The sequence below is a fragment of the Bacillus sp. CFBP9009 genome (assembly GCF_036541465.1).
In the GTDB taxonomy this organism is placed as follows: domain Bacteria; phylum Bacillota; class Bacilli; order Bacillales; family DSM-1321; genus Peribacillus.
On the sequence record NZ_JAZHFU010000028.1, the window covers coordinates 1 to 16,111 of the forward strand.

Here is a 16,111-nt window from a genome sequence, read left to right on the forward strand (position 1 = left end):
GAAGAAATGTTTGACTTGCTCATTTGCTTTTTTGATAGTGTGTGCTCACTTAAAATTTAACGTTGGCGCTTTGTTTTGTTCAGTTTTCAAAGAGCAATAATGGAGCGGGTGAAGAGAATCGAACTCTCATCATCAGCTTGGAAGGCTGAGGTTTTACCACTAAACTACACCCGCATTTAATTTTTAAAATATTTCCAGAAAGAATGGTCGGGAAGACAGGATTCGAACCTGCGACCCCTTGGTCCCAAACCAAGTGCTCTACCAAGCTGAGCTACTTCCCGTAAAATATGGTGCGCCCGGCGGGAGTCGAACCTACAACCTTCTGATTCGTAGTCAGATGCTCTATCCAATTGAGCTACGGGCGCTAATTTCTATGATGTTATTGGTGCGGCCGAGAGGAGTCGAACCTCCACGGGGTTTCCCCCACTAGGCCCTCAACCTAGCGCGTCTGCCATTCCGCCACGACCGCGAAAGCGACTTTGTAAGTTTAACACCTTTTCAACTTGATGTCAAGAAGAAAAATATCAGTGCGGGTGAAGGGACTTGAACCCCCACGCCTTGCGGCGCCAGATCCTAAGTCTGGTGCGTCTGCCAATTCCGCCACACCCGCGAAAATAAATGGTGAGCCATGAAGGATTCGAACCTTCGACCCTCTGATTAAAAGTCAGATGCTCTACCAACTGAGCTAATGGCTCTAAATAAAATGGCTGGGCTAGAAGGGATCGAACCTTCGCATGACGGAATCAAAATCCGTTGCCTTACCGCTTGGCTATAGCCCAATAATCGAATACTAATTAACAGCCAGGATAACATTATATCACAATAATATTATTTTAGCAAGTGTTTTTTTAAAAAATGGCGGTCCCGACGGGAATCGAACCCGCGATCTCCTGCGTGACAGGCAGGCATGTTAACCGCTACACCACGGGACCAGTATTTTGATTATATATAAGAAAGTGACCCATACGGGATTCGAACCCGTGTTACCGCCGTGAAAGGGCGGTGTCTTAACCGCTTGACCAATGGGCCTTGATAAAATATGCAACTGGCGGAGAAGGAGGGATTTGAACCCTCGCGCCGCTTACGCGACCTACACCCTTAGCAGGGGCGCCTCTTCAGCCTCTTGAGTACTTCCCCAAAAAAAATGGCTCCGCAGGTAGGACTCGAACCTACGACCGTTCGGTTAACAGCCGAATGCTCTACCACTGAGCTACTGCGGAATAATGAAAATTGGGTTCCTTTTTCACGCTCAAGGACCTTAGTGTTTGTCGTTTAGAACAAGTTGTTATCTTGTCGACTCTTATGATTATAAAGAGGTTGCAACTTAAAGTCAAGCGTTCTTTTATGTTTTTTTATATTTTTGTTTTTCACTCCTTAAACCCTTGGTAAATCAATGTTCCACGACATTTACCACAAACGAAACGGGTAGTGTCGATTCGCTTTTTTCTTATATACACCTGCTGACAGTCTTCACATTTATATTGAATAGTATTCATCTTTTTCTTTAATTGGTTAGATGGCAGCGGCTCGCAAAATCTCGGTGCCCCCACTTTTTTGAGTAATTGCTTAAAGTCCGCATCACGATGCTGGTACCCTTTTTTCTCGATATGCAGATGATAATGGCACAATTCATGCTTAATGATTCCAACCATTTCTTCCACACCGCGTTCATCAAGATACTTCTTATTGATTTCTATATTGTGTGAACGGAGCAAGTATCGGCCTCCTGTTGTTCGGAGACGCGGATTAAAACTGGCTTGGTGTCTAAAGGCCTTTTCAAAGTCTTTCAACGATATTTCTTCCACTAGTTTTTGCAATTGCCGATTATCCATTTCCCCCTCCCTTTCCTTGGTAACATGACAACCCATTATAACATAGACTAATAATACAATAGGAAAATAAGGGAGGAAAAGCTATGCCTAATTGGTTCCAGAATCAAATCCGCAAAGCCTTTTATGAAAAGGATTATTATCAAGTGAAGATGTTGAATCAATGTTGGTTTTTTTATCAAAAAAAAGAAAGCCTCCGGTTATAAATTAAACTTTGTTCCATATAAAAAAAACCCCTTCTAGTATAGAAGGAGCTTACCACAGGCTAGTTTTGATCCTTTGGCTCGAGCATCGTTAAAGATACCCTTTGTTTTTGGGAGTCAACCAGTTCGACCCAAACCGTCACAACATCCCCAACGGCCACTACATCCAATGGGTGCTTTACAAACCTGTTGCTCAGTTTAGAAATATGAACCAGTCCATCCTGTTTAACACCAATGTCGACAAACGCACCGAAATCCACAACATTCCTCACTGTACCTTGTAATTCCATCCCAGTTTGCAGATCCTCCATTTTTAGTACATCCTGCTTAAGCAGTGGTTTTGATAATTCATCCCGAGGATCTCTTCCCGGTTTCATCAAATCATCTATGATATCTTTAATCGTAATTTCCCCAATTTCCAATTCATCGGCCAAATCAGCCGGATTTAGTTTGCCTAATTCTTCATTCAGTGCATCACTACCTAAATCATCAGATGTGAATCCCATTTTCTTTAATAATTTATTCACGGCACTGTAGTTCTCAGGATGTATCGCGGTTTGATCTAAAGGCTCATCTCCATTAATGATACGTAAGAACCCTATACATTGTTCATATGTTTTGGCACCAAGCCGGGGAATCTTCTTTAATTCCTTCCTGCTTGAAAACTTCCCTTCCACTTCCCTTTTCTTCACAATATTTTGAGCAACCGATTTTGATAAACCAGCTACATATTGCAAAAGAGACGATGAAGCGGTATTGACATTCACCCCCACCTGGTTAACAGCTGTTTCTACTACAAAGGTGAGGGATTCCGTTAACTTTTTCTGGGACACATCATGTTGATACTGACCCACGCCCACGGATTGCGGATCAATTTTAACAAGTTCAGCAAGGGGATCCTGAAGCCTTCTGCCTATCGAAACTGCGCTTCTCTGTTCTACTTGAAGATCCGGAAACTCTTCTCGGGCAATATCCGAGGCTGAATACACACTGGCTCCCGCTTCATTTACAATTATATATGAAATATTCCCTTTCACTTCTTTCAAAATATCTGCGATGAATTGCTCTGATTCACGTGATGCCGTACCATTGCCGATTGCCACGATTTCAACCGAGAACCGCTGAAGTATTTCGATCGTTTTTTCACGGGCAGCATTAAGTTTCGCAGCAGGAGGATGCGGGTAGATCACACTGATATCGAGAACCTTTCCGGTTTCATCAATGACAGCCAACTTACAGCCAGTCCGATATGCCGGATCAAGGGCGAGGACCACTTTTCCTTTAAGCGGGGGCTGCAAAAGCAGGTTCCGCAGGTTTTCAGAGAAAATATGGATAGCTTGATCCTCAGCTTTTTCTGTCAGCTCTTTTCTGATTTCCCGTTCTACAGAAGGCAAGATCAATCGCTTGAGTCCATCCTCAATTGCAGATTTAAGAACAACTTGGGCTTCAGATTTGTTATTTTTAATGATTTTCCGCTCAAGATGACCAATGATGATTTCAGTCCGAGGCTGAATGGAGATTCGCAGAACCTCTTCCTTTTCACCTCTATTCAGCGCCAACACCCGATGCGGTACGATTCTTTGAACCGGCTCCTCGTATTCATAGTACATCTCGAAGATTTTTTTCTCGTCCTTCTCTTCATTTTTCACAGTTGAAACCATTTTTCCGGCTTTGAAAATTTCAGCCCTTATCCACTTCCTTAATTCTGCATCATCGGAAATATGTTCAGCTATGATATCCTGCGCTCCAGCAATAGCCTCTTCAATAGAAGAAACTTCTTTTTCTGCCGATATGAATTCTGCAGCTTTTTCGCTAACACTGGCATGCATTGGACATTCCAGAAGCCAATTGGCCAGTGGTTCAAGACCCTTTTCTTTAGCGACTGTCGCTTTCGTTCTCCTTTTTTGCTTGTATGGCCTGTATAAATCCTCGACTTCCTGCAGTTTTGTTGCCTTCTCGATTTGTTTCGTTAATTCTTCCGTCAATTTTCCCTGTTCACCAATTGAACGCGTAACTTCCGCTTTCCTCTGGCCAAGGTTTTCAAGATAGTTCCACCTTTCCATGATGGAACGAATCTGAACTTCATCAAGTGAACCCGTCATTTCTTTTCTATACCGCGCGATAAAAGGGACAGTGTTCCCCTCTTGCAGCATCTGTATGACGTTTTGGACTTGATGATTTTTCAAAGTTAGCTCATTGGATATTTGTTTAATCAGTTCTTTCAATGTATCTTCTACAACGATCATTATGTTTACCTCCAACCTTTTGATCTAATAAGTATAGTCTAGCAAATGAGTGATGAAGTTGCGAATTCAATACAAAAAAGCTCACTTCCGAATTATGGCGAAAGTAAGCTTCCTAAAATGAAAGTTGTATCATCTGCAGTTAATGGACTGCTTTTTAATATGCATTGTGCGTTCTTATCGATAGGGACCAGCCTTTTTAAAAAAGTTTTAGCTCCCTTAAGTTCTAAACCATCGGAATGAAGGATGAATTTTGCATTTGGTTCATATTTGTAGCTCTGCGTCCTGTATGTTTGTTTCCTTCCGGATAAATACCCTGTAACAGGTAAAGGGTAAACGAGTTTATCGTCGCTTGGATTATACAGGAAAAAGCGGATGTTACCCACTGAACTGTATACAAATTCATTCTTGTCATAAAATATCTTCAAAATCGAAACAGCTGCCCCCCGCTTATCGACTAAAACCTGGTTACATACTGCCATTAATGATTCTACATCCAACTCATGATTACGTTTAACTTCCTCGATGACGGCATGGGAGGAATCATAAGCATTTTTGCCGCTGCCTAGACCATCTGCCAGGACACACACAAAGTATTCTTTCGTATGAAGAAAAAAGTAATCATCACCACAATAAACCATCCCGTTTTTAGACGATTGAGAGACAAGGACTTCTATTTTTTCTCCCCTCAGAATATCTTTGATCACTGAATTAACTCCGAGTTTTCAGCATTAATGGCTTCTTGAAGTTTCTTGATCGCACGGCGTTGGAGCCTTGAAACATGCATTTGGGAAATCCCCAGTTTATCGCCAGCTTCTTTCTGGCTTAAATTCTCTAAATAAGTATGTTGAATGATCATCTTTTCACGGTCACTCAGAACATGCAGCACCTTTTCAAGCACAAGCCGCTGATTGACCTTTTCAAAACCTTCGTCGACATTCCCGAATATATCAAGCAATGTGACAGTACCGCCATCAGAATCCGCCTCAATAGAATGATCCACAGATAAAGCTTGATAGCTTTTTCCCATTTCCATCGCTTCTAAAACTTCTTCTTCAGTCACGCCTATACTATCGGCTATTTCATCTATTCTTGGTGAACGATGCAGAGTTGTCGTCAATTCCTCGACAGTCACCCTGATTTTCGGACCAAGTTCCTTAATTCTCCTTGGTACATGGACACTCCATGTTTTGTCACGAAGGAACCTTTTGATTTCGCCGATTATAGTAGGGACGGCAAATGCCTCAAAGCTCTTACCGAAAGATTCATCATATCGTCGAATGGCACCTAATAAACCAATCATGCCGACTTGGGAGATATCCTCCTGAAATGATTTCCCTTTCGCATACTTCCGGGAGATTGTTTCAACTAAACTTTTATAATGGATGACTAGATTACTCTGCGCTTCATCATCTTGATTCTGCTGGTAAGCTCTAATCCATTCATTTACCTGTTCTCTTTGTGCCTGATTAGGTTGAGACTGTTTTTGCATCCATCTCCACCTGCTCTCCTTCTAAAAACTTAGTCATAAATACTGTAACCCCATCATGCTGATGAATTTTAACATCATCCATCAGAGTTTCAATAAGGTAAAGACCCAAGCCTCCTTCTCTCAAAAGTTCGACTTTTTGTCCATTTTCGTATGGACCGAGTCCTTGACGAACTTCTTCGAAATTACAGCTCTTGCCACTATCAGAAACCATGACCTCCAGACGGTCAGGATAAAGGCCGAAACTTACTTTCACTTCACCCTTTTCAGAATCCTTATATGCATGCTGTACCGCATTTGTACAAGCCTCACTGGTAGCGATTTTTAAATCCTCAATTTCATCATACGCAAATCCCATCCGGCTTCCTATCCCAGAAAGCGTTAAACGAATGACACCGATGAATTCTGGTTTTGCAGGTATTTTCATTTCGATGTAATCATATACTTGACTCATTCTAACCCACCCTCTGTACCACTTTTTATATCAATGATATCTGCAAGACCTGTTATATCAAATAAACGTCGTAACCTTTCTGATAAGCCAACTAGTGTGAATTCGCCATTATGTGCCCTTACACTTTTGAAAGCACCGACAAATACCCCAAGTCCCGTACTATCCATATAAGAGACTTCAGTTAAATCAATCGTAATCGAAACATTATCCTGCTCTGAAATCGGAAATAGTGATTCCCTTAATTTCGGTGCAGTATAGGCATCGATTTCACCTTTTAGTTTTACAACAAATTCAGTATTTAATTCATTAACATCTACAGTTATATTCATCCTTGACCCACCTCTTCAAATCCTCTTCATTCCTATATCTATACCCAGCAGAAACAATACTAAACATTTGATTTTAAAATTATTAGTGTAAAATCATCCCTCAGTTGGAAGTTCTGCATTTTCTCCAATTGTTTAAATATATTATTCACCATTTCCTGGGCTTGCAAATGCATATTCTTTTTAATGAAACCGATAAGTGTTTCCCTTTCTATGAACCCATCATACGTCCGGCACTCCGTTACTCCATCGGATAATAAAATGATCATGTCTCCACGATTCACCGTTTTTTCATATTGGCGATACCTTGTTTTTTTATCAACTCCAAGCAACAAGCCTTTTGCATCCAAATCGCTAAAAGTACCTGTTGCGGCATCATAGTAAAAGCCAGGTTCATGTCCGGCTGAAGCATAGGAAAATTGCCTGTCATGCGGATCATATAAACCATAGAACATGGTTATGAACATGCTTGGATCCACATTATGCTCCACAACACGGTTCAAACTCTCAAGCACACTATTCGGTTCATGACGATGCTCGGGAAGACTGTCCATCGCATATTTGATCATCGACATGCACAATGCAGCAGGAATCCCTTTTCCTATGACATCTGCTATCCCTACTCCTATACGATCATTCTCATCTTGGACGAAGTGATAGTAATCTCCGTTCATCTGTCTCGCCGGAACACTGATCGCTCCAATTTCAAGTGATTTGATATCAGGAATTTTCGTTTCCAAAAGAGTATGTTGAACGTTTGCCGCAATCTCGATTTCCGTTTTCAGTTCCTGCTGTTGATGTCTAAGGCTTTGATGTTCACGGTATGCAATGCCGTAGCCCATCATGACTTCTAGCAGAAAATCGAAAGAATCCAATACTTTTCCCGGTAATTCCGGGTAAAGTTCCATTAAGTTATTTTTATGCATACTGATGATTTCTTCTGGAGATATATTGTATTTGATATGTAGGCGGCTAATCTTTTGTCCTTGGTAGAGTGCCTGCTCATTTTGGTCTTTAAGATAAGTAGAAAGCGCCTCATGATACTTTTTCTCCATGTTCTCCCTAATATCCATATTCCCCCCCTAACGGAGCCATTTCGTAGCGATGATCTTAGTCCCTTCACCTGGTATCGAATCAATATCAAAGTCATCCATTAAACGTTTGGCTCCAGGAAGACCTGCACCCAGTCCCCCCGAGGTGGTATATCCATCTTCCATGACTCTGCGGATATCCTCAATTCCCGGCCCTTGGTCCTCTGCAATGATTTTCAATCCTGACTTCCCATTTATATTTAGCTTTTTTATGCTAACACTGCCTTGTCCAGCATATAGGTATATGTTTCGGGCCAATTCGCTAATGGCCGTTGTGATCCTGGCCTGGTCTACAGTACCGAATCCCAACTCTTTAGCGACATTTCTTCCGAGCTGCCTTGCAGCTACGATGTCCCATTCATTTATGATTTTTACGCAGGATTGGAACTCCATTCTTTAATCCCCCAATTCCTGTTGTAATTTCTCCAGGCCTTTCTCTAAGTCTAATGCTGTCAGAACATCATCGAGACTAATTCCCAGTTCAATTAATGTTATTGCAACAGCAGGCTGGATCCCCGTAATTACAACTTTGGCCCCCATAAGCTTAGACATGCTAAAGACATCGCCTAATACCTTTGCGATAAAAGAATCAATAAAATCTATTGAGGTAATATCTATAACAACGCCATTAGCGCTTGTTTCATGGATCTTATGCAGTAAATCCTCTTGAAATTGAAGGGCTGTCACATCATCCAATTCCCACTGTATAGAGACTAACAAGCAGTCATAAAGCTTTAATATCGGAATCCTCATACTTATCCCTCCACCTTTACGATCTTACGGCTCGTTAATTCCAACGCAACTTCTATCCCTTTTTTCAATGTATTTTTTGTAATCACTTCATTTAAATTAATTCCAAGATTAACGATGGTTTGAGCAATTTCAGGGCGGATGCCGCAGAGTATACATTTTGCACCCACTAATCGGACTGCTTCCGCCGCTTGAATGATATGATGGGCAACCATGGTATCCACGACCGGCACGCCCGTTATATCAATAAGAACAACTTCAGATCTATGCTTAACAACGCCAGTCAACAGGTTTTCCATTATCTGTTTGGCACGTTCTGTATCAATCGTACCAATCAGCGGCATTACCGTTATTCCTTCCAATACAGGAATGAGCGGTGCCGAAAGTTCTTGCAACGCTATTTTTTGCATGGAAACAGTTCTTTCCCAAGTTTGAGTATATATATTGACTATTTCATTATTTATCGGTGTCGCCCATTTATCCAAATGGTTAACAAGATTGACTTGATTTTCAGGAGTAACCAGACCCTTTTCCACCATACCATTTATGACAATTAACGTGAATTTATGAAGTCCTTCATTGACGAAAGTGAGAGGCCATCCCAATTGGACGACTTTCTCGGCAAAATCTGAAAGCTTCAATGTGAATTCCTTGTTTTTACTATCAACGTTCGTGATGATCATATCTATAAATTCACTGCTCGTTTGCGTGAACATTCGATCTGAAACGACTTTAATTAATCTTTCGTCCGTACTTTCCTTCATGATGCCCATCCACTCAGTAAGGATGTAATCTTGATTTTGCTTAATAAAATCGTAAACCAATTGATTCATAATATCCTCCCATTCTAACACAATTGCCTTGTTTCCCTGTCCACGTCACAAGGATGTTAACTAACTGTAATGTTATTTCCATTTGAATTTCCTTTGAGTTTCCCCACTAACTTTTGCTTTTTTTTAGGTATTTACAAAATAACTACATACCCGAAATTCAGGTAAGAAAAACATAAATTAATGAAAAGTTAGGGAGATACTATAAAAAACAATGACGTTCCATCCAATATCTAACTGTATAAAGTTTTATTCGTCAAATTTTTCATATTTCCTGCTGTATACTTTTTGGATATGTTAATGTTATTTGACAAAAAAAAACACGATCCCCACAGTTGCAGGGATCGTGCCATCTAAATAACATCAAGAATGATTTGTATTATAATAACGCCCGGTTTAACGGGAAAAATTTTCTTTAAAACTCAATGAGGCCTAAACTAATTTGCAAAGCTTCATTGACTTTTTGCATCATCGGTTCGTCAAGATGCGTAATTTTATCAGTTAAACGCTGCTTATCAATTGTCCGGATCTGTTCTAATAAAATGACGGAATCCCGCTCGAATCCGTACTTTTTTGCATTAATCTCAACATGTGTAGGCAATTTCGCTTTTTGAATTTGAGCTGTAATGGCTGCCACGATCACAGTCGGACTAAAGCGATTACCAATATCGTTTTGTAAAATTAGTACCGGACGGGTCCCCCCCTGCTCTGAACCAACTACCGGGGAAAGGTCTGCGAAGTATACGTCACCACGCTTAACAACAATCAATGGCTCAGCCTCCGCTAACTAATCGTTCAACGCAATGACCAGCCTCGAATTCAGCCTGGAAGGCTTCAGAAGCAATCGTTAAGTTAATGGCCGCCATTTCAATATAACCGCGTTTCATCGATTCACGAAACTCTTTCTTTTTACGTTCGCGAAGATACATTTTTGTGGCACGATAAATAAATTCACTGCGATTTACATTTTCCTCACTCGCATACCCATCTAACTCTGTTAAAAAATTTTGAGGTAATCGAATTAATATCTCTCTTGTTGCGCTGGATTCAGACACAAACATACACCTCCACCATCACTACACACCTTTATTGTATATATCCTTTTCAATATTACCATTAAAATGCCTATCTGCAAAGAGTATATTCTATTCTCAATCCTATTATCAGCATAATAAAGGAAATCTTATTCACAATCTTAGGATTTTTTTACAATCCGGTCATTCCAAAATGAAGTTGCGTACATGTTTCACCTGATTGTCTTTTATATATACACGGGGCACTCTTGCTCCTATCATACACGTTATCTCATAGTTGATCGTTTCCAGTTTTGCCGCTATCTCATCGACAGTAATCGATTCATCCCCATCATTCCCCATCAGTGTGACCTCTGTTCCTACAGGGTATGGTCCAGGCAGCTTGATCATGCATTGATCCATGCAAATCCTCCCGACTATGGGTACTCTTTTTCCATCCACAAGAACTTCCTGACCTTGCAGCTTACGGATCCAGCCGTCAGCATAACCGATTGGCAAAGTCCCGATCCATTCATTACCTTCAGCCGTATAAGTCGCTCCATAGCTAACGCTTTCACCCTTAGCAAGCTGTTTAACCGCGACCATCTTCGTTCTCAATGATATAGCCTGTTTTAATGGGTATGGCAATATCGGCTTCATCTCCACGGAAGGACTCAATCCATACATGGAAATCCCCATTCTTATTGCATTCCATTCAGGGTCGGTGAATCTTAAAGAAGCTGCACTATTGGCTGCATGAATATATTCAGGCTTTCCAGTCATTACGGAAAGCATCCCTTTAAATGTAGCAAGCTGCTTTTCATAATAGTCGGTCTTCATTTCATCCGCCGTCGCGAAATGAGTGAATATCCCTTGGAAATTGAAACAAGCTTCCCTCTCAAGCAAATTTTCCACTTTCATGAGTTGACCTTTATCACGAATGCCGATTCTACCCATGCCGCTATCCACTTTTACATGGATTTGCAAAACTTGTCCCGGTTTCAACAAATCCTTTGCCTTTTCCAACCATGCTACATCGAAAACCGTCACGGAAATCCCATACTCGGCAGCAAGTGCTGCGCTTTCAGGCCTTGATGCCCCAAGTACAAGGATCGGAGCCAATATTCCCTTTTTTCGTAAGGCAAGAGCCTCATCCAAAAAAGCGACACTTAAAAAATCCGCCCCCGCTTCAAGCGCCGTTTTGGCCACTTCATAGTCCCCATGGCCATATGCATTCGCTTTAACGACAGCGAAAAGACTAACGCCATTTCCCAGTCTTTGTTTCATGGAAGAGATATTTTCAAAAATTTTATCCAAATTTACTTCTGCCCACGTATCTCGATGAAATATTTTCGTTTCCAAGACCATTTCCTTCTTTCCTACACTCACAATAAGATTCTTCCCAGTAGCGAAGTTTTCGTTTCATTATAGGAACATTCTATAACCAACCGCCAGAAAGATAAAGTGCTTTTTCACCTTGATTCAAATTTCCCAGCTGCCAGCCTAAAACAGTTGGAAGGATTAAAAATGTCAACAAGCTGCTTCCCCGCCTATCCTACCCAGAAGAAACCTTCGTAAGGAGACGGGAAACATCAGCTTGTTATGTAATCCTATTTGACTGGTTCTTCCCCAACCGAACGGGCGACTTCTATCATCTCTTCCTGTTTCAAATCCTTTGATGCAAGCATATAATCGACACCTTCAAAAGTCCATGCAATCGTATTTCCTGTCATGGCCCCGACAGTATAACCTAAATCAACCGGTTCTCCATTCACATTCGTCGAAACGGAAGTTTGAACTACCTCAGCTTTTTCCTGAACTAATGTAAAACTTTTTGTACCCTCATAGGTCAAAACGACACGTTCTCCCTTTTCCGTCGTAATTTCTTTTTCTTCCGTTAAATTCATATCACCAATATTTTCGGGGTATTTCACTGCAAATCCTTCATTTTGGACTTCTGCCATAACGGGTGCTTCAAGTTGTGCACTTGTCATGTTTTTCTTCATATCAAATGAATCTTTATCAAAAGTCGTATCGAATTTAACTTTCGAGAATTCAACTAGTACTAATGCGGTCCTATCAGGGTCCATGACTTTTACACTGACTGGGGATAAATCCTTTTTGTTTATAGTAATCTCTTGAAATGGCAACATTTTATTGTTTTGGTAGCGTGTTTTCGTTTCAAAGACATAATGTTTATCCGTTTCTTTATATGTCGCACTTTTATCTTCCGTAATGTCTTTCACCAACGACTCGAACAAATAGGCCTGACTGCTGTTCTCCGGCCACTCGCTTTGAAATTTAAAACTTTTATTCAAAGCTGGCGTCAGAACATATACACCATCATCATTTTTCAAAATCATCTGGCTTTGATCCTTCTCTTCATTTTTCAGATTTACGCGGTAAAAAGAAGGGTCCTTATGCCAAATCTCCACATTATACACTTGAGGTTCCGTCCCCATCTTCAATGTCATCTTCGCGTTAGCTTTATATCCTTTCATTTCGCCAAGCTTCTCATTCAATTCACTCACTACGTCACTCTGTGATTTTTGGCCGCAAGCAGAAAGAGCAAGCAAGAGCATGATCCCTGCAAAAAGCATTACCATCTTCTTCATCTTTTCAACCCCTTTTTGTCATTTGAACGTAAAAGGGAGAGGAAAAGGCAGGATCCGGACATTGGCTCGACTGATGTCTTAGATTCCTCGGTGTTTTAGACACGAACCCATTCTCAGTCCGGCTAAAAACTTTTCGAGAGCACCTACTCTGCCATGTACCTTTTACCGGGCCTTGTCTCCCTATAGCACTAAATGTATATGAGACAACCTAAAGGTTTATGACCCGATTGGACAAAACTCCATTACCCTTCAATTACGACTTGAGCAACCGCATAATCCCGGCTGTGGCTAATCGAAAGATGGACCCCTTCAGAAAACGGCTTTGAAATCATCGGCTTTCCTTTATCATCCGAAATGATTTCAATATCCAAAAAGGATAAGTGCTTACCGATCCCTGTACCGTTTGCTTTTGAAAAAGCCTCCTTTGCCGCAAAACGCCCAGCAAAATACTCGACCTTCCTTCTTCCATTTAACTTTTCGAAAATCAAGATTTCCCTTTCTGTTAATATACGCTCCTTTAAACGGGGTTGCCGATTAATCAGTGTTTCCATTCTATCCAACTCAGTAATGTCCACGCCTATACCTTTAATCACTTTGACACCTCTTCTATTAATTTAATAAGCTGCATATCATTAGGAGGACTCTTTTACCTGAAAATGATAATATTGTATTTAATTAAAAACGATAATAAGGAGGAATTTATGTTTACAAGAACAGAAACCTTCCGCGAATACGCAAATTCATATCGAGCTGTTACTGTGCTCATACTCATTATGATGATTGTATTCGTTCTTGTCCTCTTCCCCATATTTCCCGGCAATGTACTCTTTTATTATGGCGCAGGAGTGAACTTATACATCGCTGATGGACAATGGTGGCGATTGATCACCCCCATCTTTCTACATAGCACGTTTACACATTTACTGTTTAACGGCTTCTCACTTGCCATCTTCGGTCCATTCCTAGAGAAATTACTTGGAACCGTCAAGTTTTCAATCTTCTTTTTATCGACAGGTATCCTTGCCAATATCGCAACCTTTCTAATTAACCCACTGACATATAACCACGTAGGTGCTAGCGGAGCAATTTTTGGTTTACTCGGATCCTTTCTATATCTTGTACTTTTCAATAAAACCAATTTTACGAACAACGAAAGAAATACAGTATATACACTGACCGGAATTGCCATCATCATGACCTTCATTCAACCGCAGATCAACGTTATCGGTCATTTGGCTGGACTGGCAACCGGCTTTTTAACAGCTCCATTATATTTAAGAAAAAAATGGTAGGACAAACAGCCGACTCTTCCTTTCAATCACTGGGAGTCGACTGCTTTTTTAGGTAAATACCATGATTTAATTATTAGGCAATCCTTTTCTGCCACATCAGCAACCATGCCGACCCGGGAGGTGATTCCTGATTTGACCGATGCTGAAATCGTTGCTAATTCTTTTCGATTTTGAAACCAACTTTTTTTATATGTGATTGATTGAATTCTGCTTCTCTGCATGATCAATGTTTGCTTCGAGAAAAAACGGCTGCTCAATAGCAACAAATTCCCATCTATGCTCCATCCTGCATCTCTATATTGCATGTAAGCCCAAAAAATCGCCAACGGTACAAGCAAAAGAGATAGATAACCCCAAGGTCTGAAAAACCATACCAAGGCACCGATGATCGGGATGAGGTACAGAAACTTACGAAACACATACCGGGAAAGTGCACGCTTAGGTATCGGTGTCATCTCAGTGGTTGTTTCATAAACCGGTAAAATTTCCAGGATTTTTTCATGTAAATGCCTCTTCCTGATTAAAGGGAACAGCATGATGGATAGACTTTCTTTATCTTCCATACTGCCTCCAGCATATTCAATATAAACCGTCGCCAATCCCAATGGCTTTCGAATCAAATTCTCCATGATCCGGATACCTTGAATTTTATGGATAGGGATTGTCAGCTGTCTTTTCTCGAGAAACCCTCTGGAAATAACGATTTCCTCATCCGTTTTTAACACGGTAAAGGAAGCATATTTAATTACCATACTTAATGTGGCCAGTACATAAACCACCAGTAAAGCCACCAGGGCAAACAAGGTCAGAATGATGGTCCCCATTTCAATAAACTCTTCATAATCCTTAAATATCCTCTCAAAAGGTATCATTTCATCGAACTGTGAAATAAAAGCGATTGCCCCAGATAGGAAGACACCTACCGCTCCCGAAGTGGCAGCCATAACGAATAGCTGCGGCAATGTCTGCTTAAAAACGGAAGACGATTTAGCTGTATATTCTTTATTCGCAACTTCATCTTTATCCTTATCAAAAGGATTTTTCGCATTTTTTTCTTCACTTATATAAGCATTGATTCGTTCCGCATCACTTTTGCTTATGGCTGATAATACGGCATCGGCCTGAGACCCGCCTGCCGTTTCAATATTCAGCTTCACCAGGCTGAATATCCTCTGGATTATGCCCTCTGATATATCTATGCTATGGATCCGATCAAACTTTATATACCGTTTCTTCCTTACGAATACCCCGGACTCAATTCTGAATTCGCCCTCTTCTATGCGATATGTAAAACGTAACCATTGAAGGAATGAAATGCCTATCAGTAAAAGTATAATAATGGCAATGACCAGCGGTTGTATCCATCCAGGAATTCCTTCATTCTTACCAGGAATGACGACCACTAATAAAAAAGGGATGACTAACTCCTTAATCGATTTAATGATGTTAAGCAATACAGCTATGGGGTGAAGCCTTTTAGGATCAGACATCTTCTTCCTCCACACTTGCCATTCTCGAAATATAATGCCGCAATTCATCTGCCTCTGCAAGGTCCAAGGCAGGGATAACATGAAGGGTCGCTGCAGTGGAAATTTCAACGGAGGCTAAATCGTATTTTCTTAATAATGGCCCTTGCTTCGTTTCAACATGCTGAACCCTTATCATGGGGATGAGTGTTCTTTTAATGACGAAAATACCACTTTGGATATCAATTTCAGTATTTCTTACTTCGTAACGCCACCTCTTCCATTTCACCGACGGAATCAGAAAGATGGCCAGATAGGATTGGATTATTGAAATTATGATCAACGCTCCAAACACCCAATATGTCCAATCAAAAATGATTGTAAGCACGAGTACGGCAATGCTTATAATCCAGGTTATTGAACAGCTTATAAGACCACTGATTTTCCATACGGTCAAGGCCTTATTCGATATACGATTTTCAGGTTCCATGTGCTTCTCCTCTTCCGGAC

At 40.8% G+C, this 16,111-nt stretch carries 19 protein-coding genes and 11 tRNA genes; 2 read left to right on the forward strand and 28 right to left on the reverse strand.

Going from position 1 to position 16,111, the window contains the following annotated elements; translation table 11 throughout:
• Positions 1-100: 100 nt before the first annotated feature.
• The 12 genes from V3595_RS27130 to V3595_RS27185 all read right to left on the reverse strand — a co-directional run bounded on the left by V3595_RS27130 (position 101) and on the right by V3595_RS27185 (position 1,832).
• Positions 101-174 (reverse strand) — tRNA-Gly (locus tag V3595_RS27130).
• A 30-nt stretch (positions 175-204) separates the two neighbouring features.
• A tRNA-Pro gene (locus V3595_RS27135) sits at positions 205-281 on the reverse strand.
• Between the two features lie 7 nt (positions 282-288).
• Positions 289-365, reverse strand: a tRNA-Arg gene (locus V3595_RS27140).
• A gap of 18 nt (positions 366-383) precedes the next feature.
• Positions 384-469, reverse strand: a tRNA-Leu gene (locus V3595_RS27145).
• Positions 470-528: 59 nt separating this feature from the next.
• A tRNA-Leu gene (locus tag V3595_RS27150) sits at positions 529-610 on the reverse strand.
• A gap of 9 nt (positions 611-619) precedes the next feature.
• Positions 620-695: transfer RNA gene (locus V3595_RS27155), tRNA-Lys, on the reverse strand.
• Positions 696-704: 9 nt separating this feature from the next.
• Positions 705-779: transfer RNA gene (locus tag V3595_RS27160), tRNA-Gln, on the reverse strand.
• 77 nt (positions 780-856) lie between these two features.
• Positions 857-932 (reverse strand) — tRNA-Asp (locus V3595_RS27165).
• A gap of 25 nt (positions 933-957) precedes the next feature.
• Positions 958-1,029 (reverse strand) — tRNA-Glu (locus V3595_RS27170).
• 17 nt (positions 1,030-1,046) lie between these two features.
• Positions 1,047-1,137 (reverse strand) — tRNA-Ser (locus tag V3595_RS27175).
• Between the two features lie 8 nt (positions 1,138-1,145).
• Positions 1,146-1,220: transfer RNA gene (locus V3595_RS27180), tRNA-Asn, on the reverse strand.
• Between the two features lie 147 nt (positions 1,221-1,367).
• Entirely contained in the window at positions 1,368-1,832 is a 465-nt protein-coding gene (locus V3595_RS27185) for a SprT family protein (protein WP_402907468.1), read from the reverse strand.
• Positions 1,833-1,915: 83 nt separating this feature from the next.
• Here V3595_RS27185 and cmpA point away from each other — a divergent pair, with 83 nt between their 5' ends.
• Positions 1,916-2,035 carry a cortex morphogenetic protein CmpA gene (gene cmpA, locus V3595_RS27190; protein WP_089364909.1) on the forward strand — a complete coding sequence of 40 codons (120 nt, stop codon included), beginning with the start codon at positions 1,916-1,918 and terminating at the stop codon, positions 2,033-2,035.
• Positions 2,036-2,094: 59 nt separating this feature from the next.
• Here the strand turns inward: cmpA and V3595_RS27195 are convergent, their stop codons facing one another.
• From V3595_RS27195 to acpS, 14 genes are all read right to left on the reverse strand, one after another.
• A complete protein-coding gene (locus V3595_RS27195; protein WP_485910944.1) occupies positions 2,095-4,278 on the reverse strand; it encodes a Tex family protein in 2,184 nt (727 codons plus the stop codon).
• 92 nt (positions 4,279-4,370) lie between these two features.
• Positions 4,371-4,982 (reverse strand): PP2C family serine/threonine-protein phosphatase, encoded by a 612-nt coding sequence (locus V3595_RS27200; RefSeq protein WP_402907462.1) that lies wholly within the window; start codon positions 4,980-4,982, stop codon positions 4,371-4,373.
• A complete protein-coding gene (gene sigB, locus V3595_RS27205) occupies positions 4,979-5,767 on the reverse strand; it encodes an RNA polymerase sigma factor SigB (RefSeq protein WP_137020608.1) in 789 nt (262 codons plus the stop codon). The genes V3595_RS27200 and sigB overlap by 4 nt, the downstream gene beginning before the upstream one ends.
• A complete protein-coding gene (rsbW, locus tag V3595_RS27210) occupies positions 5,745-6,218 on the reverse strand; it encodes an anti-sigma B factor RsbW (RefSeq protein ID WP_034306366.1) in 474 nt (157 codons plus the stop codon). The genes sigB and rsbW overlap by 23 nt, the downstream gene beginning before the upstream one ends.
• The gene (locus V3595_RS27215) at positions 6,215-6,547 is read right to left on the reverse strand and encodes an anti-sigma factor antagonist (protein WP_101225981.1); all 333 of its coding nucleotides are present in this window, start codon (positions 6,545-6,547) and stop codon (positions 6,215-6,217) included. The genes rsbW and V3595_RS27215 overlap by 4 nt, the downstream gene beginning before the upstream one ends.
• A 59-nt stretch (positions 6,548-6,606) precedes the next feature.
• The gene (locus V3595_RS27220; protein WP_485910947.1) at positions 6,607-7,617 is read right to left on the reverse strand and encodes a SpoIIE family protein phosphatase; all 1,011 of its coding nucleotides are present in this window, start codon (positions 7,615-7,617) and stop codon (positions 6,607-6,609) included.
• A gap of 9 nt (positions 7,618-7,626) precedes the next feature.
• Entirely contained in the window at positions 7,627-8,028 is a 402-nt protein-coding gene (locus tag V3595_RS27225) for an anti-sigma regulatory factor (protein ID WP_485910949.1), read from the reverse strand.
• Between the two features lie 3 nt (positions 8,029-8,031).
• The gene (locus V3595_RS27230) at positions 8,032-8,388 is read right to left on the reverse strand and encodes an STAS domain-containing protein (protein WP_048682053.1); all 357 of its coding nucleotides are present in this window, start codon (positions 8,386-8,388) and stop codon (positions 8,032-8,034) included.
• 2 nt (positions 8,389-8,390) lie between these two features.
• Positions 8,391-9,218 carry an RsbT co-antagonist protein RsbRA gene (locus V3595_RS27235; RefSeq protein ID WP_137020605.1) on the reverse strand — a complete coding sequence of 276 codons (828 nt, stop codon included), beginning with the start codon at positions 9,216-9,218 and terminating at the stop codon, positions 8,391-8,393.
• A 412-nt stretch (positions 9,219-9,630) separates the two neighbouring features.
• Positions 9,631-9,981 (reverse strand): type II toxin-antitoxin system PemK/MazF family toxin, encoded by a 351-nt coding sequence (locus tag V3595_RS27240; protein WP_034306610.1) that lies wholly within the window; start codon positions 9,979-9,981, stop codon positions 9,631-9,633.
• Between the two features lie 7 nt (positions 9,982-9,988).
• On the reverse strand, positions 9,989-10,270 hold the full coding sequence (locus V3595_RS27245; RefSeq protein ID WP_034306380.1) for a CopG family ribbon-helix-helix protein: 282 nt from the start codon (positions 10,268-10,270) through the stop codon (positions 9,989-9,991).
• Positions 10,271-10,432: 162 nt separating this feature from the next.
• Complete coding sequence (alr, locus tag V3595_RS27250) at positions 10,433-11,596, reverse strand: alanine racemase (RefSeq protein WP_485910980.1); 1,164 nt, start codon at positions 11,594-11,596, stop codon at positions 10,433-10,435.
• A gap of 242 nt (positions 11,597-11,838) precedes the next feature.
• Positions 11,839-12,843 (reverse strand): LolA family protein, encoded by a 1,005-nt coding sequence (locus V3595_RS27255; RefSeq protein WP_485910951.1) that lies wholly within the window; start codon positions 12,841-12,843, stop codon positions 11,839-11,841.
• A gap of 242 nt (positions 12,844-13,085) precedes the next feature.
• The gene (gene acpS, locus V3595_RS27260; protein ID WP_137020603.1) at positions 13,086-13,436 is read right to left on the reverse strand and encodes a holo-ACP synthase; all 351 of its coding nucleotides are present in this window, start codon (positions 13,434-13,436) and stop codon (positions 13,086-13,088) included.
• A 108-nt stretch (positions 13,437-13,544) separates the two neighbouring features.
• Here acpS and V3595_RS27265 point away from each other — a divergent pair, with 108 nt between their 5' ends.
• Positions 13,545-14,135 carry a rhomboid family intramembrane serine protease gene (locus tag V3595_RS27265; RefSeq protein WP_402907448.1) on the forward strand — a complete coding sequence of 197 codons (591 nt, stop codon included), beginning with the start codon at positions 13,545-13,547 and terminating at the stop codon, positions 14,133-14,135.
• Positions 14,136-14,161: 26 nt separating this feature from the next.
• Here the strand turns inward: V3595_RS27265 and V3595_RS27270 are convergent, their stop codons facing one another.
• Together V3595_RS27270 and V3595_RS27275 are read right to left on the reverse strand one after the other, a co-directional pair.
• Positions 14,162-15,625 (reverse strand): PH domain-containing protein, encoded by a 1,464-nt coding sequence (locus V3595_RS27270; RefSeq protein WP_485910954.1) that lies wholly within the window; start codon positions 15,623-15,625, stop codon positions 14,162-14,164.
• Entirely contained in the window at positions 15,618-16,091 is a 474-nt protein-coding gene (locus tag V3595_RS27275) for a PH domain-containing protein (RefSeq protein ID WP_402843700.1), read from the reverse strand. The genes V3595_RS27270 and V3595_RS27275 overlap by 8 nt, the downstream gene beginning before the upstream one ends.
• Positions 16,092-16,111: the final 20 nt, after the last annotated feature.